Raw genomic sequence first — 20,295 nt, 5'->3', positions numbered from 1 at the left:
CATCGGCGGGGGCCTCTCTGCTTGTCAGAGCTGCTAGAAGGAAGCGGGCGGCGCCGGAGGTACCGGAGCCACGGGAGCGACCACGGGTAGCGCGGCGGCGCCGCGCGCCGCCTCGGCGACGGCTTCCTGATGCTCAGGCAGAGACACGGTGGACGCGTCGACCACGACGCCGAGCATCGCTGCCACACCAGTGAGGATGAGTGCAGTGGGTAGGGCGGGAAGGTAGTGCGCGCCGATGGCGCATGCGGCAGCAACCACGGTGTAGATGCGGACGCCGTTGCGAGCGAGGAAGGATGCCAAAGGGACTCCAATCAAAGGGGGTTGAGGTCTGAGGGGGCGAGCGTTGATGTCAGCCGGCGCTGAAAATCGCGTCCCAGGTACGGGGACCACAGATGTCATCCGGCTTGCCGTTCACCCAGAGATCGGGATGCTTGGCCAGGAACGCGTACACGGCCGCCTCGGTACCCGATCCGTAGTACGGCCCCGGGCCGTAGTGGTAGGCGTACGCGTAGCCCAGGTGAATGAGCTGGTGGTCAAGCAGTGTGGTGCTGGTGCTGTAGCAACCAGGCAGGAACGTCGGTCCGGGGTAGGCCGGGACGTGAGGCTTGGCCGGCGGAACGGCGGCCGGCGGGGCCTGGTCGGCCGGGTAGGACGGGTAGCCGTAGCCCAGGACGTTCGGGACCTTCCTCGCCCTGGTGCGCTCCCACACGCCGTACGGGCCATCGTTCGGGCCTACGGTGTCGCCCTCATAGCAGGTGATCGTGTCGTCATCGAAGCTCACGACAATGCCCGTGTGATCGGCAATGCCATCGTCGTCCCAGTCATAGAAGACAATGGCACCGATCTTTGGGTACTCGGACCACTGATTGCGGGACCTGAACCAATCGACGTGCGACGGGCAATACGCGAAATGGCCGATGGCGGCTGTGTTGCCGGATGCGGCACCACAGTAGGAAACGAATTCATCGCAGTACGGGTTGTAGTCCAGACCGTACCAGGCACCAAAGATGGTGTGATCGGTCGGGCCGGCGCGGTAGCCCTCATCAACGTACTTCTTGCATTCGGCAATCATGGCGTTCATTCCGGACATAGATGTCTCCTTTGATGGACAACAGGGGGGAGTCACGACGTGGTGACAGGACGAGACGCTAACACACGATCGAACGGGAACCATACGGATTTTTGCCGAAGCTCCACGGGGCCTCCCCGGGGTCAACTCGCCTCGGGGCGACGGGTGTAGCAGTTGGCTCCGTGCACGCGCCTACGCGGCGCGTAGGGCCTCAAGGGCGGTCATGGTCTCTGCGTGCTGCGTGGCGACCAGGGCCGCGAGATCGGCTAGAGCACGCTCGCCGGTGACCATCGACCGCAGAAAGTTGTTCTCGCTCTCAAGCCGGCCGACACGGGCCGTCAGGCTCTCAAGGGACGATTCGAGGCGATCGGCACGCGCCTTTTCTGCCTCGGCCTCATCCCGCCAAATGCGGGACGAGTCGGAAGCGTGCTCAAGATTGTAACGGGACACGGTCACCCAAATACCGACGATGGAGCCGATCAGTCCGACTGCCCAGCCTAGATATGTCATTTAAGAAACCCTTTGCAGTGAGGTGGTCGTGTTCCATTCGCATTGATTCCCCGCAACTTGGACGTCGTGTTGAATGCGTTGGACAATGAACGTTGCCGTGGACCACGGTGCATCCGCCGGCCATGACTGCACTTGCAGCAGAGACAACAGGTCGAGCCGTAGAATCGACTCGACCAGGTAGTCATTCGCGGTGAGAGCCCATGTGGGATCGGTGATGCGCGTGCGTGGTGCCGAATACCGGCTGATGAGTGTCTGGCAGCGGGTCTGAATGTCATTGGGCACGTTCAGAGCCGTGTCAAAGGTTGTCTCTCGATACCCGTACTGTTGCCGCGTCTGCGGAGCAAAGGCCGCGTAGGCATTGCCGGGACTCAGGGAACTGTTCTGCGTCCCGCGCGCCACCGTGTAGATGTCGGCAATGTCCGACTCAAAGGCGTACCCCGGTTCGGAGCCCATTCCCCATGCCCAAGACGTGTATTGAATGTCGTCGTTGTTGGCATTGCCGAGCCACAGTTGATCCATCACACTCTTCGGCACGAACGCCGGAAGTCCCCACTTGGTGAAGTAGAAGGAAGCCTCAAGGTCGGCCGCCGTGTCCTGTAGGAAAGTCAGCGCGTTGGTGTTGCTGAAATCCGGGGAGTACATGGTGTAGCCGCTGGCGGCGTTGATGAATGCCTGATACTCGGTATTGACCCAACCACAGGCGTACTGCATCAACGCTGTGCCCTGAATGGCGGTCTGCCAGTTGCCGCCGAACGTCCAACGGCCGGCCACGTCCGTGGTCGTGCTGTCCTGAATGGAATTGCTGTAGAACGCCACATGTGCGAGGACCCCGACGAACTGTGTCTCGACACCGTTGTTAGAAGGATTCCTGTAGCCGCCGATGTACGTGTTTGTCGCCGGAAAGCCGCTGGCGGTAGGGGCCGAGGCATTCCAGGAGAAGTACACGCCGTTGCCCGATCCCGCGTCGACAACGATAGTAATCGTCCTGGTGCCGTTGCTGTTGATCGGGGCCGCAGCCACGGACACGTAATGTGGCTTGCCGTTGAACAATGCTCCACGGGCGAAGCTGATGTTCCCCTGTAGCGGGTTTCCACCCCATGAGCACATGACATAGTCGCCGTTGGCGTCGCCGTAGAGCGTCACACGCAAGCCGGCACGGCCCGACGCATTAGCCTGTGAAATGACGTCGTAGTAGGCCCCGTTCGCCGGCCGCTGTGCTGCCGTCACCTCAAACCAGAAATCGGCACTGAACCCCTGTGTCGTCAGCTGAGTGCACGACCCGTTGGCAATGTTGCCGTTCAATGCGGGACAAGTGACAGAGATGCACGTGCCTGTCTCGGCACCCGTAGGGGCACTGAAAGCAAGATTGTTGCCCTCAATGGCACCGTTGCCCACAATGCTACCGGCCGCCTGAAAGCAGTCCCAGACGGTAGCTGTCTGGCCCCGAATGAATGCCGGTTGTCCACCGGTCATTCCGCCGGCCACTTCGGACGTGGTGTCATTGGCAGACCCATCGTTCAGGGGCAGATAGACAACCGTGCCTTGATTGCGCAACGTCGTTGCCTGGTACGGGGTGTACAGCTGGGTATCCCCACACACCCGAAGATCGTCGGAGCAGTCGAGCGTTGTCGTGTTGGCGTTCCCGAAGGGTGAATCATTCATGGCCGACCACTTGTCCGTGTAGCCCGTGAAAATGGGCTCCGCCCCGTCCCCGTACATGTATGTCGGGTCACTGTCCCATGGAGTGCCGATCTCCTGGAGTTGCAGTCCCATGATTTCGAACGCCATTGATGCCGATGTGGTTGCTAGCTGGGTGGTGGGGCCGAAGTTGAAGTTCAATTGGACCTGCGGATTGACGTAGCCCGTAGGCACCATGATTGTCTGTGTAACGGTCTGCCATCCTGGCACGGTGCTGGTGGCAGTCCAAGCAATCGGGATGGTCGAGTAGGACCATGGAACCTGAGGACTGTTCGGGTCATAGATGGAGAGCTGAACATTGCCCGCTACCGGGTTCGGTCCGGTCGAGTCGTTTCGAATCAGGAAAGACATCCTGTACTGCCGGCCGCAGTAGATTCCGTAGTTCGTTTTGATGGCAGCGCTGCCGAGCGTTCCGGATTTTCCCGTGACAGTGGAGATACGGAAGGACGTCGGGGTGACTCCGTAGTTCGAGCCGGGTGGCAGATTGATGGGACTGGCGTTGAAGTTGTATTGCCACAACCCATTGATGCCAGGATAGAAACTGCTGGTGTCCCATGCGTAGTTTGCTTCTCGGCCGCCCTGGGGTGAAGCAATCCAAGCCGGCCAAAGATTGCCGCCGACAATGGACGTGATCCGGACGCGCTTGTTCGGAGTGACCTGCGAAACCATTGTATTGGTCACGGTGGAAATGATGCCGGCCCACCATGATCCCGGCTGACTGCTGACCAGGGAAGGACTTGGAATGTAATCGGCGTAGTCAACGAAGCCGAGCAGTTGAACACTGGTCAGACTCAGTGTCGTTGCCGTGGAACCGGTGCGGTCGATGAGTGCCGGAAGCACGTAGCCGACATTCGGCGGAACAATGAGTTCGCCAATGAAGGTAGTTCCGGGGGTAGTCGTGGTGATGGGGTACGTGTATGTGTCGGAAACATAGTTCAGATAGGTTCCGTCGGGGCCGTACAGAAACCAGCAGTAGGCGACCGACAGCGGGTTGTTCGTTGAGGTTGTCAAAGTGGCGGTTGTCGTCTGGACAAGCCGGGTGCCCTCAACCACCGGTACTTTGGGAAAACTGATGATGAACTGGTCGAGAGGATTGCTGGCAGACACCGTGACCTGAATGCCCAGTGTGTTCACGAGGTTGGGTGCCGCAATGGTCGAGTAGGTTCCGCCGGAACAGTTGACCAAGTCTGCTGGCAGAACGGCCCCTTCCATGAAGTGGGTCGGGTAGAGGCCGGCTTGATTGGCGTTCACGGGAAGCGTTGCCGACCCCGGGGTGAGGTTCCCGTCAAAGTTGTTCAATGTGATCGAGGCGGTACCCGCCTCAATGTTGTCCATCTGAAAGGTACGACCCCGGTTGGTGGTGAACCCCTGAACCCTTCTGGTGACATCCTGCCATTTGGGATTGTCGCGGAGTTGGTTGTCGAATCCAATGGCAGCATCAAAAGTCAGTCGGGACAATGTCCACCCCCTGTCTGTGAATGTTTACAAGCCGGTGCGACCGCCGTTCCGGCGAGCGAGAACGAGCAATTCGTCTCGCATGTCAGTGACCAATGCCTTAGCCAACTGCTTTTCTGTCCACACGTTTCCCGCCACATTGACGGTCACGTGCAACGGGTACTGCGCATAGGTGTCGGTGCTCTTGTAACTGCCCGACGAATCCTCTTCGTGCTTGTGATGGGTCTTGCGGTGGTGCTTGTGGTGCGCTTCCTTCCTGTGCTTGAGCACATTGGAATTCTGAACAGCCGTGGTTACCTTGTTGGTCATGCGGACTACTGCCGCAACAGCCTTGTGCGCGTGGTCGTCTACGCCCTGGGCAAAGCCGAGGGCGGTATTCATGCCGAATCCGGCGAAGACGCGTGAGGGCGAGAAGATGCCGAGTAGGCTTTTCACGGGACCGGTGACGCTGCTTTTGATGAATGAGCCGATCTTGCCGGCCAGCCATCCGCCCATTGAGGAAATCCCGTTGAACAGGCCCTCGATCAAATTGATGCCCGCACTGAACAGTTCGGGAATGAAGACGGTCACGGTTTTGATCAAAAGTTGGAGCAGCGATTTAAAGACCGACACAATGATTTTCCAGGCACCTTGCAGGATTTCGCCCAGTCCGCGCCACATTTTCGACCAATTGCCGGTGAAAAGACCGTCGAAAAAATCAAAGACGCCCTCTAGAATTTTGAAGGCACCCATGACGACGCCGGCCACAAGATTCCAGGCAATGGTGATCACATCGAGGATGTATTTGCCAAAATGCGCCCAAGTGAATGAAATGACCGCGATGGCCGTGTCCATGACAACCTTGATGAATTCAAAGGCTTTCGCCCAGAGTTTGCCCAGCTCGACAACGATTGGCTGTATCGTCGGTAGCAGTTTCCGGAACCAAGGCAGTAGTTGCCCATTGATGACCCCACCCAATTTGCCTATGGCCTTTTGGATGTCGCCAAAGGCACCCTCGATGGCTTTCACTCCGCCACTGTTGACAAAAGACTTCCAAAACACTTGGACGGCTTTGGAGATCAGGGCTATCTCTAGACGTGCACCTGCGACAAGGTGAAACTTGTCGACCATTGTTCCCACGGCAGTTGCTACCCATTGGACGCCATCAATGATGGTGGTCAGTCCCTTGGCCAGTGCCGGAGCAACCTTGATGTAAAGGTTCTCCATGCCGGACTCAATCATTGCGGTCATGCGGTTGACCGCACCGGAGAAGCCGGCAGTCTTGGCCTTTGCCGCCTCGGCGGCGCTGCCCGACTTGGACATTGCCGCCGTATACATGTCGAACTTGCCCGCACCGTCACCGATGATGGTCGATGCTGCCTGAATGGCGACCTTGCCGAAAATGATCTTTTCGGCGGCAATCTGCTGCTGCTGCGTCAGGCCCGACATCTTGTCCTGTAGCTGGGAAATGATGCTTCCCATGCCCTGCATCTTGCCGGACGAGTCATAGACATTGACGCCGAGCTTTGTCAGCTCAGTGGCTGCGGCCGTGGTCGGAGCCTCAAGGTTCAACAGCACATCCTTGAGGCCCGTGCCGGCCGAGGAACCCTTGATGGAATGCTTGGACAGTTCGACCAGGAGCGCGTTCGTCTGCTGGAGCGACAGGCCCGACGCGTGCGCCTGAGTGCCAACGTATTTCAGGCTGTACGTCAGGTCACCAATGGACATCGTCCCTTGGTGGAATGCCTGTGACATTGCGTCGGCAATGGACTGTGCATCCGAGGCTTTGAGGTTGAAGGTGTTCAGCGTCTCGGACATCATTTCCGAGGCTTCACCGGCATCGATCTGTGTGGCACGGGCCAGTTGGAGGGAGGGAACAAGTTCCTGCATGGAGTCTTTGGCACTGTGGCCGGCCTTGATGAGCGTGGCCAATCCTTCGGACGCCTCGGCGGTGCTGTACCCGTACTGCGTGAACTGTGGCGTCAGCCTGTCAAGCCCCGACTTGATTTGGTCCATCGACAACGACGTGTCGTGGTTACCCTTGGTCAATGCCGAAATCAGGTTGAGGTTCTGCTCATACTCGCCACCCAGCTTCACGAACTCTTTGCCAGTTTCCTCGACGCCGAACGCTAGGCCGATCCATCCGCCAGCCATTGCGCCCAGCTCGCCAAGCTTGGAGAAAATGCCTTCGGCTTCGCCGGCTTCGGCACCAGCCTCGGCCACACGGACGCCTGTCTCCCTGGCCTTGAGCCCGAGGACTTCAAGGCCCTCGGCACCCTCGGCCGCGGCTACGTCCATCTCAGGGCCGATCTCTGCCGATCGAGCGGCAAGAGCGTCCAGACCCTCAAGGCCCTTCGCGGTGCTGGCGTCCAGTTCGGGCCCTACAGCGCCGGCCCGTTCGGCAAGCTTGCCCAGGCCCTCGGCCGCAACGTCGGCCCCCTCGGCAATGCCCTCTCCCACTTCCTCGGCCTTGATGCGGATACCTAGGAAGTCCTCACCAATCTGCTGTGCACGCTCGGAGACGTTGTCTCCGAACTCTTTGACCCGATCAATCAGGCTGGTGATCGGAGAGGCCACCGCACGCAATGCCTCGGTCATGCGCTCGCCGGCCGACTCGGCTTTGTAACCCAGGTCATACAGGGCGAGCATTGCTGATTCGGCGTTGCCGCCGACAATGATTTCTAGCTTTGCCTCAGTGTTCGGCAACTAGGCAACCCCCCTTCGCATTGATTCGCGCCTGTAGTCCTCATAGGCCACATAGACGTCAAGGGGCAGACGTAGCATTTCCTCATACGTCATCGAGTAGAAGTGGCTGAACGCAGCCATGGCTTTTAGTTCGTCTTGCCTTTTGGGTCCGTCTCGTCCTCCCCGGTGACGTCAAGCTCTGCCACGGGAACATTCATTGCGTCTTCAAAGGTGAATGCCGGATTATCCTTGCGAGCGAGAAGCCAAACCAGCGTAACAAGATGCAGAGGATCAACCTGACGATCCCGGACGGGCCGGCCGCGACCGTCCTTGACGACTTCCCCGGTAAAAGGATCAATCTTGTTCCTGGGGGCAAAGGCGTCAGCAACGGTGGCACCAGCCTTGGCCTTGAAATCGACCATATCGCCGAGCGTGAGGGCGGACGAATCAAACGTGATCTTCAATGGGACACCCCTTACTTAAAGTGCTTGTCAATGGCGTTCTGAAAAGCCTTGTAAACCGCCTCCGGGCCGTCGCGGTGCGACACCTCATTGAATGCACGCAGCACAAAATAGCCTTGCTTCAAGAAGGGTCGGAACCGCTTGTAGCGGGTGGAGCCGAACTCAGCACCCATGGCATAGGGATACGACGGTCCGCCATAGCGGACAATGGTCGTCTTGCCCAGACCGACTCTCAGAGACTTTGCAGCCTTGGGGGCAACGTGCCCCAAGCGGCCGGCTCGACCGATGGCATTGGTCCGGATGCTCTTGCCAATCTCCTGCTGCGTGTACTGGAGAATCTTTGGCGCGTCGTCCTCGAATGCCTTCAACTCGTCAAGGAACTTTTGCAGCCCGTTGCCCTTGAACGAAATATTGAATCCGGGCCGTGAGCCTTGTGCCCTCAATCAGGGGGCCGTGTCGGTCGAGTAGTACGTCACGACGATTGCGCCCGTACCGGGGTCGAGTGCCTTGCCACTCATCGTCAGCTCAGGGAACTTGGCATTCTCTGCCTGAGCGGCCGAGGCATCGAACCGTGCGGCGGGCAGCGACACGGTAATCATTGGCGTGGCACCACCGGACGTAACGCCGGCCCACGTGAGAACAACGGGACCAATGGCGTTGGCAGCAACAGCGTTGCTTACCATGGTGTAGCTGTTCTGATTCTCGAAATCGCCCTTGAAGCTGAACGTGATGTCCCTGAGCTTCTCTTCCTTCGGTTCGCGCATGCCGTAGCCGATGCTGAACCGGTCGGACTTCAATCCGTTGTCGCCCTTGACGGAAATCTCATTGATGGGGAACTGGACTCCGCCGAGGGTCGCCGTTCCACCCTGCCACGTGAACAGCTTCGCAGCAGCGGGATAGGTGACCGTGGCCGGTGCACCCGTGCGGATGACTTCCTTCTGAAAGACCATCTCAAGCGCAAGCTCAAGCACGCCATCAATGGCGTTCGTGATTTCCCACGTCTTGACCTTCCCGCCCGGGTACTGATACAGGTAAAGGTCACCATTGGCATCCGGGCGAGCAACCTCAAGCGTGAAAGACTTGCCGGAGAGGTCGGCAATGGTTGCCGTGAACGTGGTATAGCTGAATGAGTCCTTCGTTCCGGTGGCGACACTGCCGAACATGTACTTGAGCCAGTAGGCGAACCCCTTGTCAAGCCATTCGAGATTCAACGTGCCGTCGGCACCCTTGGGGTTCGGCGCAAAGCGACCCACACTGAGGACACGTTCACCGTTCTGCATTGCCTTGGACTCAATGCGCTCCCACTTGCCTGCAATGGATTCCTTGTTCAGTTCAAAGAATCGTGCAGCCGGCACAGCAGTGCCGTACAACGCTTCATCGGCAGCGCCAATATAGGCGTCAAATACTGACATTAAAACACCTCACTGACTGGGCTAGGGGGTGTGAAGGCATAGTTCACGGGCGGCGCCGCAGCAGGCAGAACAGGTTCAACGGGCGGCGCCGGAGCCAGCGGAACAGGTTCAACGGGCGGCGCCGCGGCCGGTGACCAGTCACCACGTGCAAGCAGCTCGGCGGCCTGGTCGTCGTCGACGTCGATGGGGTCGCCGGCCTGCACTTCTAGGCCGAGTGAGGGGATGTGAACGGCCCCGAACGGGCCGTGGTACTGAACGCGCAACGCTTCTACCTTCCTTCTCTCGGAGCCCGCTACCGGGGCACTCAGGGGGCCTACCGGGCCTGTCGAGCCGTCACGCTCACGGTGCTGTCGCACTGACCCTCAAAACCGTCCGGGGTAGGCCAAGACACCACGCGCTGAATGGCAGGAAGGGATGTCACGGCCACTCCGGCGAACGTCGGATCGGGAGTCAGCGCCGCAGCAATGGCAGCGTGGACGCGCAAGACTTCCGACTCGACGGCCAGTGCCGTGCCACCAGGCAGGATGCAATTGATCACGACATCGATCGAGTAGTTTTCCTCATACTGGCGATTGGTCTTCCAAACGCCGGACGAGTAGTCGATTTTCCCGACCATGATCCATTGCTTTGGTTGGTTCTGCTGTAGCGACCACGTCACCTGATAGCCGGCGACGGCTGGCAAGGCTGACACAGTCGAGATGATGCTCTGCTTGACCGTGAGGGATGTTGTCATTGAGCCCACCGGCCCGATGCCTTGTGTCGTCCTAGGATGGCGTCGACTTCCGGCATTCCGGTGTCAAAGCCGCCTCGGCCGGCGGTCGCCAGACTGTAGGTACCGAATTCGGTCACCTGAAACGATGTCGCTCGGTCCGGGATGGCGCTGTTGACGTTCAGCAGTACGTCACGAATGCGAAGCAGTGCCGCGCGTCGAACGTCACCAGGGGGAGGATAGACACCGTACTCATAGGTGCAGATGCAGTCATTGACGGCAGAGATGGGAAACCCGAGGGTCAGCAGGTCCGCATCTGTCCAGCCGACACCTGCGTCTAGAGAGACGTCAATCCACTCGGGGCCGACGTCGACAATCATTGATGTGGCGTCGCCGCCGTTGACCGTGAACGTGGTGACGCGCTGAATGTCAGTGTCCGGGAAAACCTCTGAGTACTCCCAATCCCACGTCTTAAACTCGACGGTCCGGGACCGGATGACAAAGGACCGGCCAGTGATGTTCTCGAATTCCTCTTCAACACTGTCTCTTGCGGCCGTCACCAGGCCGGTTGGAAAGGCCGTGGCATTGAGGAGAGGATCAAAGCCACGGACATCGGTCACGGACACGATGGGTGCCTCGGTCACCTCAAAGTAGAGGCGACGCCAACCACCGTCGAATGTCCAATACGCGGTGTACTGGCCGAGGGCTGTTGGCGTCCACGTGGCGGTGTACGGGCCTGTTCCGGTGGCCGAAATGGTGATGACTTGATTCACGGTGTCCGTGGCACTGGCAAGTCGACCAGTGAAGATGGTGACGGCAACATTGGTGACGATGAAGTCGGTTTCATCGTCGTTGGGGTCAAAGCTAAGGACCGTCGGTCGGCCGAGGCGTAGACGCATCTAGGCCCCCTCAGGTTGCCTTGGGCGGACGACCAGGACCACGACGCACGGGCACGTCCGGTACGGGCTCCGGTGCAGCCGCGGCCGACGGAGCGTCAGCAGGAACGGCGTTGCCCAGCCCGATGTGTGTCATTGCCAGTTCAGCGGGAATGTCGATGATGTCCCCGTGGCCCGGGTTGAGAATGCCATTGAAGACTCCGACGATCTGACCAATCATGAGAATGCGCAAACGTGCCCCTTCCTGGGAGTGGTGCGGGATGCCCGCATTGCGCGGGCATCCCGACTTGAAGGCTGCATCACGCAGCAGCGGTACGAAGGCAGGCAACTGCCTGGAGATCCATCAGGTTGCCGTCGCCCCTCCACGTGACCTTCCACGAAGACATGTCGGAGTCCCATGCGTACTCATCGGATCGGCTCACGGTAATGCCACGCACCTGGCGAACCTTGAACCAAGAGAAGTTTCCGAACCAAAGCACGTCGGTGTTGGTGGCATTGGCAATGCTGGTAAGCGTCGCATCGGAAACAACGGGCCGACCAAGCAGCATGTCAGCCGCGCCAAGGTTCAGCGCCGGCACCCAAAGGGGGTGCCCCTGAGTATCGGTGAGCTTCCGAATTGCGGCCATCTGGAGATCACCCATGTACCACGTTGCGGAATTACGGTACGCGGTGCGCAGCGTGTGATAGGTGTCAATCATGTTGCTGTAGCTCACCGGCGTGGTTGCCGCCGGCCCATCGGCCTTCACAACCTTCTTGGTGGTCGGTACAGCAGCCTGCATGTTGGACAACATGTCAAGGGAAAGGAAATCCCCGATGGCCTCTCCGGCGTCCTGGGCGACGATGGAAACAATGTCAACCTCAGAGTCGGTCATCAGCTCATAGGAAAGCTGAGTGCCAACGGCGTACTTCTTCGCACCAAGCTGAGTGGTGCCGAAGGAACCGTTCGCAAAGGTGATCTGCTGACCTTCCGTCATCGGTCCGCCAACGTTGGTCGGGCCGATTCGGGTGTTCTTGACCGGGTACCGAAGAATCTCGCCATTCTCGGTATTGAACACGGTCGCAAGGTTGATGAACGGGGACCGCTCACGGATCGATTCGAGAACCTGATTGACGAAAATGACCGATGTGGTGTTACCGGCCCACGTCGGGTTTGCCACGGTGCCGGCCTGTGCCTGCACGTTCGCACCGTTGGCGCGGGTGAGCTGCTGCTTGTTTGCGTAGACGTTCACGGGTCCGCCACGACGCTCCGCCATGTCAATGAGGATCTTCCGGAACTCTTCCGGGTCTTCCTCGGGGGAAGCAGTGGGATTGCCACCAGGCTTGCCCATGAGGGCCGCAAGCTTGGTGTCCACGCTCCGGTTCTCTGCCTCGGCCTCGGCCTTTGCGGTGAAGTCCCGAAGTTCCTCACCCTTGGCGGTAATGTCCTTGTCCAGTACCTCAAGACGCGCGCGCTTGTCGGCGTCTGTGAGATTGGCGTCGGTGTTGACGCTCTTGTATTCCTCGAACAGTCGGGCACGCGCCTCAAGGGACCGCTTGGCCAGCTCATAGAAAGTCGTCAAAGTTTAGTTCCCCTCCATAAGGCGAATGAGCGCTACGCGGGTCGCGTAGTCGCTTTCAATCTCTGCCGTGAAATCCCGAACGGGAATGGGCGGTCGCTTCATGGCGCGCGCATTCGCAAGGGAACGTTGGGCAATGCCTGAGTTGGTGTCGAGATAGGCCGGGTAGGTAACCGGCGACACGTCAAAGAGGCTGACGCTTCGCAGCGTCCGGATGGGCATATCGTTGTCGTCGTCCCAATCGTCGCCATCGGGATCAACCTCGAAAGAAAAGGACGACTGTGTGATGTCCCCTCGCCGCAGTGACTCGGCCAAGTCGCGGCCGGCCGTGGTGTTCGGCAGAGGAACCCTGTACCGAAGACCAATCTGATCTTGCGAAAGGGTGAGCGTGCCGGCCGTTGAGCGGCCGAGGACTAGGTTCGGGTCATGATTGAACAGCGCTCGGACGTCCAATCCCCGTGACAGGGAATTGGTGAATGCGCTCGGAGCAATCGTCTCGATGAAGCCGCCGAGGTTCTGCGAGCGTGTGTTGAACTTTGCGGCATAGCCGACCAGGACGTTGCCACCGTCTTCGGCGGAGCGGACATCAAAGTCACTGTCAGCCGTTCGGACTTCACGCCTCACGGTGTCTACCATTGTCTTAACTTCCCTCCTTGTTTGGGTCGGGTGGCTCCGGATCGGTAGCCGGGGGATCGGCAGGAGGGAACAAGGGGGATTGCTCGGACTTGTTCATGATGAATTGCTGCAACAGGGCATCCGGCACTGAACTGGGCTTCGGATCAGGGTCTTCCGTGACCGGCACAAGATTGCCGGGACGGTAATAGCGGTCGCCCATGTCCCCGGGAAGGGCAGTCCAGTCCTCAAGCTCAGCAATCTGATTGGCGCTCATGAAACCGTTCTGCACGCCGATGGCGTACCCGGCGAAACGTTCCTGCGTCTTTGCGCGGAGACGCGCGTCAAGGTTGAACTTGAAGTAGCTGTTCCCGACCAGGAGGTAGTTCGTCACGGCCTGTTCAATGCGAACCATCCATGGCGTCAATGTCTGGTCAACGAACCACTTGTTCTGTTCCTCGACACCCTTGCCCCATGAGCTGACGGCCGTTGAGTCGACCAGGAAGGCAGGTACGCGGTACATCATGGCAATCTCTGTGCGCTGAAATTTGCGCGTCTCTAGGAACTGCGCTTGATCCGGTGTAAGGCTGATTGATTGCCATGTGGCGCCGCCCGTCAGAATGCCGACGGCATGACTGTTGCGCAGACCGGAGTTGGTGCGCTTGAATGTCTGCTTGATCATTTGCACCTGATCTTTGGTCGGCATTGACGGGTGTTGAATGACACCGGACATTGCCGTTCCCTGGCCAAAGAATCGTGCCCCGAACTCTTCGGCCGTGAGGCCGAGGCCAACAGCCTGTCGGGCTAGGTCGAGCGGCGACAGGCCGCGAATGTAACCGGGCATTGTGAATGCCGGAATCCACATGATCTCTGCCTGTGTCAGAACGTCGCCGGCCGTGATGAACCGAACCGACTTGTAGTCTTCCGACCATTCGATCTGCACCATGGCTGGATCAATGACGTACAGGCCCTTGATCGAGCCGCTGAAATCGCGGTCGATGTAGACGAAAGCGTTGCCGTCCATGAGCATCGACATGAGGATTCGATGCCAGAAGTCGAAGGACGTCGTGTAAGGATTCGGCTGGACCAGCCATGATGGCTTGTTGACATACTTCTTCTGTGCGCCATGGCCTTTGAACACGTCAGTTGGCAGCGTCGCCACACTGTCGGCAATCAATGACACGCAGTAGTGGACGGCGGGAAGCTGCAACGATTCGTAGCGGTTGACTTTCTTGCCCGAATACGTTGGCGGGGCAATGTCCCACATGTGTCGGTCGGAAACCCAAGCATTGGCGAACGTTCCCGTACCTGACGTGCTTCCTGTTGGCGTCGACCGCCTACTGATCAGGTCGAGAATCCCCATTGATCACCCCCCGCCGGCCTTCCTGCACCACGCCAACGACCAGGACGACCAGGCCCCCGAGCATCAAGCCGGCCCACGGGGCCAGCAAGGCAGCGCCAGAGGACAGAAGAATGCCCCCGAGCGTCTGAGTAAGGCCGGGGGCAGATCGAGCGGCAGCGTCCCGCACACGGGTTGTACGACTCATCAGTCTTCCTCCTCATCATCGAACCAACTGGACAGCAACCCCCCTACGTCGTCGTCCTGGTCGTCGTCATCGAATGGAATGGCCGTTGCCTCGGCCGGTGTGTCGTCCTCGGGGACCAGGGTCATGGCAAAGGCGTTGAGCATCGCGGCAATGCCGTCGATCTTGTCTCCGGTGTGGGTGCGCTTCGGCTTCATCAACCCGTCAGCCTTGAACTCAAGCTCAACGTTGTTGGCCATCCATTCGAGGATTGGATTGCCACCGTGGCGCAACGTGCGTTCCGCCAACTGACCCTCAAGGATCTTGCAGGGTTCATTGAGGCGTGTAGCCGATTGCGGGACCTTGACCACGCTCATGCCGTGGTCCTCAAGACGTTGCACAATCTGCAAGGCATTCCACGGGTCATAGCCCATGTGCTTGATGCGGAAGGACTCCGCATCCTTGCTGATGTCGGCAAAGACGGTTTCATAGTCGGTCGTTTCGCCATCAGTGACCGTGAGGAACCCTCGGCGTTCCCAGGATTCCAGTTCTTCCCGCATCTCTGGCCGCCGCTCAATGTTTGCGCGCGGAATCCAAAAGCGGGGAAGAACCGTAAAACCGGGGTCTAGGGGGTCGGTAGGACTACCAGGGAACAACAGCACCAGGGCGGTGAAGTCGGCCGTTGAGGCTAGGTCTAGGCCGGCGTAACAGGCCCTTCCCGCCATGGCCTCACGGCTGAATGCGTCAGTGCCGTTCTCGCGCCACAAGTCAAGATTGATCCATCGGGTTGCCTGAGCAACCCACTGATTGAGTCGGAAGACGCGGAACGCGTTCTCTGCCCCCGGCTTCTCTTTGGCATCCCGGAACTCATCCCGCAACGTGTTGATGTTGAGGAAGTCGCCGAGGGCAGGATTGGCCCAGTACCAGCCTGTTGGCTGAATGCCCCGGGATATGTCGCCCGGTTGCCCTTCCTGTGTCCAGTCCGCATCTTTGGGAAGGTTGCGGAGGTAGACAAAGCGCGAGGGGTCGAGGTTGATGTCTTTCTCGACCCGTTCCGAGTATTCGTGTTCCTCAAGCGCGAACCTTGCCGACGTGTAGGCGGCTGTAGTGATGCACAAAATCATTGGCTGTTTCCTGGTGCCGAATGATTGCCGCATGGCGTCAAACAAATGCCTGTCGCGCTGCGTCAACACCTCATCCATGATGACCATCGAGGCATTTACGCCGAGTGCGCCGGCTGCGTCACCAGGAAGCACCGCATAGGCACTGTTGGTCTTGCGGTCAACGATGCGCTTCTTTGAGTCGATGATCTCAAGCCGCTTGGAAAGAATGGGAGACAACTCGACCATTCGTTTCGCGGTATTGAAGACTAGGGCCGCCTGATCGCGGTCAGCCGCAACAGAGTAAACCTCGGCGGATTCTTCATCGTCTCCGACCAGGCCGAGCAACGCGATAGCGGACGCTATCTCTGATTTGCCATTCTTGCGGCCTAGCTCAATCCAGCCCATCCGGTACTGACGTGTCCACTCGTTGAACTGGTCGTCAAAGCGGAGCGTGCCGAACAGGGGGCGAAAGATACCTTCCTTCTGCCACGGGGACAGCAGGAACGGCTTCCTGGCCGTTCGTCCCTTGGTGTGGACGAGAAGCTTCTCAACAAAGTTGATGGCCCGTTCTGAACGGGCGGGATCAAAGCGCCACCAGTCAGAAGCGGGATCGTCGGGGGCATGTGGAGCTATGGCGTATGACAATCCCTCTCCCTTCTGTGTGTGCCAGAGAGGCCCCCGTGTGGGGGCCTCTCTGGTCTTGTGCTGGCCGGCAATGGCTTGTTAGCCTCCGGTCAGCAACCGCAGTACGTCGGCCTGTGCGTCCGCCTCCAATTCCGGCGCGACAGCCAAACGGGCGCGTGCTACGGGTGAAAGACCCAAAGCGGCTCCCCAGCGATTCATCTCTGCCAATGCCTGACTCTGAACCATGAGGGCCGGGTTCTTAGCTACACCGCCCCTATAGGAATCAACGACAATACCCGTTTCATTGATTGAGCGGGTTGCAGTGACGAACTGGTCATACGAAACGCAATATGCGGTAAGGCAATCCCTGTCCGCCAATGTAAGGATGCCCATCCCGGAAAGGATGGGTGTTATCCGGTTCCATTGTTTCAATGCGCCATCGTTCAACCAATGTGGTGCGGACGGGATACCGTCCGGTGCCTTGGGCTCGACAGGGATTTCCCGCTTACCAGGATTCCCCATCAGTTCCTTGATGGCGGCCGGAGTCTTTGGCCTACCAGAGTTAGCATTGCCGGCCAAAGGTCCCACCACCTTTCGAGTGAATGGCATGCATAAACATGCATGCATAGTCGGTGCATAAAGATGCGACACTAAAACAAAGAGAGCGGCTTTCGCATATTTATGTGTCCGTTTTGGTTCTTTTGCCCTATCTGTGCACTTTTCTCCATTTTTCGCGCGCACACACGGGGGGGAACTAAAGGGGGGGGTCGGAAGGGCCGTATTAGACTTTTGGTAGTACCTTAGGGCAAATGCGGACATTGCGACTGTATAAGTATGCTGCATTTATGCGATGCATGGTTATGCATGAATGTATGGATGGTTCGATACTCATCCGGATCAATGCATAACTATTGATTGCCGCGAGTGCTGTTGCAGGTTCGACAGAGCACACGAACATTGGTCGGTGCATTGGTGCCACCCTTGGACAGTGGCACGATGTGATCGCCTGTCAATGGATTGACCGGTGAACCGGTGGTGAAACACCACAGACAGTATGGCTGCAATGCGATTGCAGCTTTCACGGTCTTGCGCCATTGAGTGTCGTAACCACGCCTGTCGGCGTTCTTGCTCTTATAGACGCGCTTCGGGCGCGTCCGCTTGTATTCCTTGATGCATGCGGCACATCGTGTGCCGCTGTTGATGTTCATGAGCTTATGGCATTGTCTGCACATTGCCTTTGGCATGATGTCGGGCCTTTCGTAAGGCCCGTGACAGTCTTGACGCCGGTTGGCCGGCGTCTTGCCTTGAGGCTCATGTATGCGGCACTCGGCGTGCCGCAAGGATTGATTGGAGCGCCTTAGTGGCGCTCTATTTGTTCCTTCATAGATAGAAGTCCTGTTTCTGGGAGGATGCTCAACGCATCCTCCGTGTGACGTGCGTCACATGCTTAGGGCAGAGTTTCCGGCCCCAGGCCAATGCCCTTGATGGACCCGCTACAGCGGGTCTAGCCCCGGGATCAATGCTCGACGTTGGCCCCGCTACGGCGGGTCATTCCTTTGCCTGCATCGTATGGTGCCCGTTCGATCGTGTGGTACCGTCCTTGAGTCGGGCCGTGTGGGACGGTCCACAAGGAAAGGCAAACGCATGCTCAAGAGCTGTAAGGACGTGTGCCAGCGTGTGACCGTGGCCGGCTACATAGTCGTCACGTACGCCGTGGTTGCTGACGACGGTTCCAAGACGTATCGGCAGCATCGGCATTGTGCCTGCACGTTCACGCCAGCCGCGTACCGCATAGGCAAGATGGTCCGGGGGTGGGCTCGTTACGACTTGACCGACTATGGAGCGCTGCTGCGTGTGCCGCACTTCCGGTACGTGCGCCCTGATGGTCTCGTCTCTGCCGAGTACGTCAACGCGTACTAGTCGACGTACCAGGAAGACAGGAGAGGCCCCCGCTACTGGCGGGGGCCTCTCTGTGTTGCCTAGCTGGGCAACACGCTCGACCAGGCCAAGCAGGACCACGACGACGACCAGGCCGCGGCCGGCACCAGGACGTCACTGACCAGGACGGCAAGCACGACCAGGGCGGCGCCGCCGAGTCCCCGAGGCGTGCTTGAGGACCACCAGGACCACCCCCGTTTTAATCGTGTGGTGCCCGTTCAGGCGTGTGGTACGTTCGTTCCTGTCGCCACGACGAACCCACACGACATCGGGGGAGTGGGGACTGTACTGATGGCACGGCAAAGGGGTGGTGCACGTGGATATCACGCAAGAGGTAGAACTCATCAAGGCGAAAACCGCTTTGGCTCCGTACCGCAAAATGCCGGAGCACAAGACGGCAATGCGCAGTATCTTGAGGATTGCCCACAATGGCGGTGACGTTGCTACGGCTGCATTCCGTGCCGCAGTATGGTTCTCAATGGAGGAATCATCGCAGGGTTACGAGTGGGCGGCAAAACGGAGGAAGCGTGGGGATGACGTAATGAAAGTCAAGAATAGGGGGCGTTAGTTGCTGCGACTTGAACCGAGTGTTTACCGCAAGGCTGCAAAGACCATTCAGGAACACGGATTGGGGAAGGGGGCCTATCTAGACGACCAGGGCTGTTACTGCGCCATCGGTGCCATTGGTGATGCCATCGGCGTTCCCTGGCAGACAGGCAGCGATGACGTACCAGACGGCAGTTACTCGCGGATGGCATTCTCGGAGTACATCTATTTTGCCGAGTCGCACATCAGCCCGGATTCTCGCGTTGGTGGAGATGACGAACTGCATGAGTGGAGCGATCGGCCGGAGCGCACGGCCGAGGAAGTGACTGACTTGTTTGATCGGGCAGCACAGACCCTTGAAGACCAGTACACGGCAAGGCTGAATCCTGTTTGAGCGGCTTTACCGCTGCTGGCTACAGTGACGACATTGCCCGTGCCCTGTCGAGTGTTTTGGCGCACTTGCCATTGCGTACCAAGCCTGACGTTGTCCGATGCGTTTTCGAGTCGAACTGTGTAGTTTTCACGGCGTCGGATGGCTATACGATCGGGCAGGATTGGTCCGACCTAGACGCCGGCCCGGATCAACGTACGGAAGTCTGGCTCAGCAATGCTTCGGCCCGTGAAATTGAGTCTTCGGCGCGTAAGGATTCGGTACCTCGGTCACGCGCACCTATTGACGCACCAGACGGCCGCGGCCGAGGCGGATGGACCTATCATCCTGCTGACGCACTGGTCTTTACTCCCCAGCTTGGCGGCAATCCCGTTTCCGCACGGGACTACACGGGCCGCTACAGTGCGGCCGGCGGACCAATCGGGCTCTACACACCCGAGGCCCTGTTTGGGCTCTGCGACGAACTACTAGAGCGGTTCGAGGATGCGGAACCGTTCATGTTTGCCCCGGACCTGTTGGCCCGGTTTGCGAAGACAAAGACACCAGGCAAGGAACTCGCGCATGCCGATTTCCTGCCACAACCTGACTCCAATCACTTCATTGTGAGACAGGGGACGCGGTTCCGTGGAGCCATCATGGGCATCGATCGGGAATCCGCAGCACAGAACGAACACATGGAGCCCGAAGGGCTCTGGTAGACCACACCAACCAAAGGAGTACACCCATGACTTTCGTGATCCCCGAGGAAATCCGTGCCAGCATTGCCGCCGCCCGTGAGTCGGTCGCTCCGCGCGCCGGCAAGCCGCGCAAGCTGTCCGACGATGAGATTCGCATCGTTCAGGCACTCCGTGCCGAGGGCGAGACGTTCAAGACCATCGAGAAGGTGTTCCCTCAGGTGACTGCTGCCACGCTCGCCGCATACGCCAAGCTCGACCTTGACGCCGAGTAAGGCGACAACGCGCTGTCGCGCCACAGGCATTCGGTGATGCTGCTGGCCGGCGAGCATGGCGCGAGAACGCAAAGACGCCCCATGGTCAACCTGCTCGAAGGAACAGGGTGGGAAGACCATGGGGCGCACTGCCATCCCGGAAAGGCATTACCAAGGATGGCCTGACAGGCAGGGTAGCA

The 20,295-nt window shown here is 59.0% G+C and carries 20 protein-coding genes; 3 read left to right on the top strand and 17 right to left on the bottom strand.

Features of this window, described 5'->3' with window-relative positions; genetic code table 11:
- Positions 1-33: 33 nt before the first annotated feature.
- The 17 genes from BS75_RS48210 to BS75_RS46500 form a co-directional block, all read right to left on the bottom strand.
- On the bottom strand, positions 34-300 hold the full coding sequence (locus tag BS75_RS48210; RefSeq protein ID WP_152646004.1) for a hypothetical protein: 267 nt from the start codon (positions 298-300) through the stop codon (positions 34-36).
- A gap of 49 nt (positions 301-349) precedes the next feature.
- The gene (locus BS75_RS44345; protein WP_052440069.1) at positions 350-1,090 is read right to left on the bottom strand and encodes a CHAP domain-containing protein; all 741 of its coding nucleotides are present in this window, start codon (positions 1,088-1,090) and stop codon (positions 350-352) included.
- 171 nt (positions 1,091-1,261) lie between these two features.
- Positions 1,262-1,579: a hypothetical protein gene (locus BS75_RS16280; RefSeq protein WP_034088748.1), complete on the bottom strand. Its 318-nt coding sequence runs from the start codon at positions 1,577-1,579 to the stop codon at positions 1,262-1,264.
- Complete coding sequence (locus tag BS75_RS48205; RefSeq protein ID WP_152646003.1) at positions 1,580-4,735, bottom strand: hypothetical protein; 3,156 nt, start codon at positions 4,733-4,735, stop codon at positions 1,580-1,582. It abuts the gene before it with no gap.
- 24 nt (positions 4,736-4,759) lie between these two features.
- On the bottom strand, positions 4,760-7,417 hold the full coding sequence (locus BS75_RS16270; RefSeq protein WP_152646002.1) for a phage tail tape measure protein: 2,658 nt from the start codon (positions 7,415-7,417) through the stop codon (positions 4,760-4,762).
- Positions 7,418-7,542: 125 nt separating this feature from the next.
- On the bottom strand, positions 7,543-7,860 hold the full coding sequence (locus tag BS75_RS48200) for a hypothetical protein (RefSeq protein WP_152646001.1): 318 nt from the start codon (positions 7,858-7,860) through the stop codon (positions 7,543-7,545).
- Between the two features lie 11 nt (positions 7,861-7,871).
- On the bottom strand, positions 7,872-8,300 hold the full coding sequence (locus BS75_RS16265) for a hypothetical protein (protein ID WP_152646000.1): 429 nt from the start codon (positions 8,298-8,300) through the stop codon (positions 7,872-7,874).
- Entirely contained in the window at positions 8,301-9,269 is a 969-nt protein-coding gene (locus tag BS75_RS16260) for a phage tail tube protein (RefSeq protein ID WP_152645999.1), read from the bottom strand.
- Between the two features lie 313 nt (positions 9,270-9,582).
- Positions 9,583-10,002, bottom strand: a complete 420-nt coding sequence (locus BS75_RS16255) for a hypothetical protein (RefSeq protein ID WP_034088743.1) — start codon at positions 10,000-10,002, stop codon at positions 9,583-9,585.
- On the bottom strand, positions 9,999-10,877 hold the full coding sequence (locus BS75_RS16250) for a hypothetical protein (protein ID WP_034088742.1): 879 nt from the start codon (positions 10,875-10,877) through the stop codon (positions 9,999-10,001). Before BS75_RS16250 ends, BS75_RS16255 begins: the two co-directional genes overlap by 4 nt.
- A 10-nt stretch (positions 10,878-10,887) precedes the next feature.
- Entirely contained in the window at positions 10,888-11,202 is a 315-nt protein-coding gene (locus tag BS75_RS48195) for a hypothetical protein (protein WP_152645998.1), read from the bottom strand.
- Complete coding sequence (locus BS75_RS16245) at positions 11,174-12,433, bottom strand: phage major capsid protein (protein WP_034088741.1); 1,260 nt, start codon at positions 12,431-12,433, stop codon at positions 11,174-11,176. The genes BS75_RS48195 and BS75_RS16245 overlap by 29 nt, the downstream gene beginning before the upstream one ends.
- Before the next feature lie 3 nt (positions 12,434-12,436).
- On the bottom strand, positions 12,437-13,054 hold the full coding sequence (locus BS75_RS16240; RefSeq protein WP_063771525.1) for an HK97 family phage prohead protease: 618 nt from the start codon (positions 13,052-13,054) through the stop codon (positions 12,437-12,439).
- A 16-nt stretch (positions 13,055-13,070) separates the two neighbouring features.
- Complete coding sequence (locus BS75_RS16235) at positions 13,071-14,405, bottom strand: phage portal protein (protein ID WP_081982368.1); 1,335 nt, start codon at positions 14,403-14,405, stop codon at positions 13,071-13,073.
- Between the two features lie 183 nt (positions 14,406-14,588).
- A complete protein-coding gene (locus BS75_RS16230; RefSeq protein ID WP_197091942.1) occupies positions 14,589-16,313 on the bottom strand; it encodes a terminase large subunit in 1,725 nt (574 codons plus the stop codon).
- Between the two features lie 78 nt (positions 16,314-16,391).
- On the bottom strand, positions 16,392-16,871 hold the full coding sequence (locus BS75_RS49330; RefSeq protein ID WP_160312279.1) for a phage terminase small subunit P27 family: 480 nt from the start codon (positions 16,869-16,871) through the stop codon (positions 16,392-16,394).
- A 329-nt stretch (positions 16,872-17,200) separates the two neighbouring features.
- Positions 17,201-17,500 (bottom strand): HNH endonuclease, encoded by a 300-nt coding sequence (locus BS75_RS46500; protein WP_160312278.1) that lies wholly within the window; start codon positions 17,498-17,500, stop codon positions 17,201-17,203.
- A 1,298-nt stretch (positions 17,501-18,798) separates the two neighbouring features.
- Here BS75_RS46500 and BS75_RS48190 point away from each other — a divergent pair.
- The 3 genes from BS75_RS48190 to BS75_RS16215 are packed head-to-tail and all read left to right on the top strand — an operon-like array spanning position 18,799 to position 20,116.
- The gene (locus BS75_RS48190) at positions 18,799-19,170 is read left to right on the top strand and encodes a DUF6197 family protein (protein WP_152645996.1); all 372 of its coding nucleotides are present in this window, start codon (positions 18,799-18,801) and stop codon (positions 19,168-19,170) included.
- The gene (locus BS75_RS48185; RefSeq protein ID WP_152645995.1) at positions 19,167-19,865 is read left to right on the top strand and encodes a hypothetical protein; all 699 of its coding nucleotides are present in this window, start codon (positions 19,167-19,169) and stop codon (positions 19,863-19,865) included. Before BS75_RS48190 ends, BS75_RS48185 begins: the two co-directional genes overlap by 4 nt.
- Before the next feature lie 26 nt (positions 19,866-19,891).
- Entirely contained in the window at positions 19,892-20,116 is a 225-nt protein-coding gene (locus BS75_RS16215; protein WP_034088738.1) for a hypothetical protein, read from the top strand.
- The last annotated feature ends 179 nt before the right edge of the window (positions 20,117-20,295 follow it).

The sequence above is a fragment of the Streptacidiphilus albus JL83 genome (assembly GCF_000744705.1).
Lineage (GTDB): Bacteria > Actinomycetota > Actinomycetes > Streptomycetales > Streptomycetaceae > Streptacidiphilus > Streptacidiphilus albus.
This window is presented reverse-complemented; position numbering and strand designations above follow the sequence as displayed.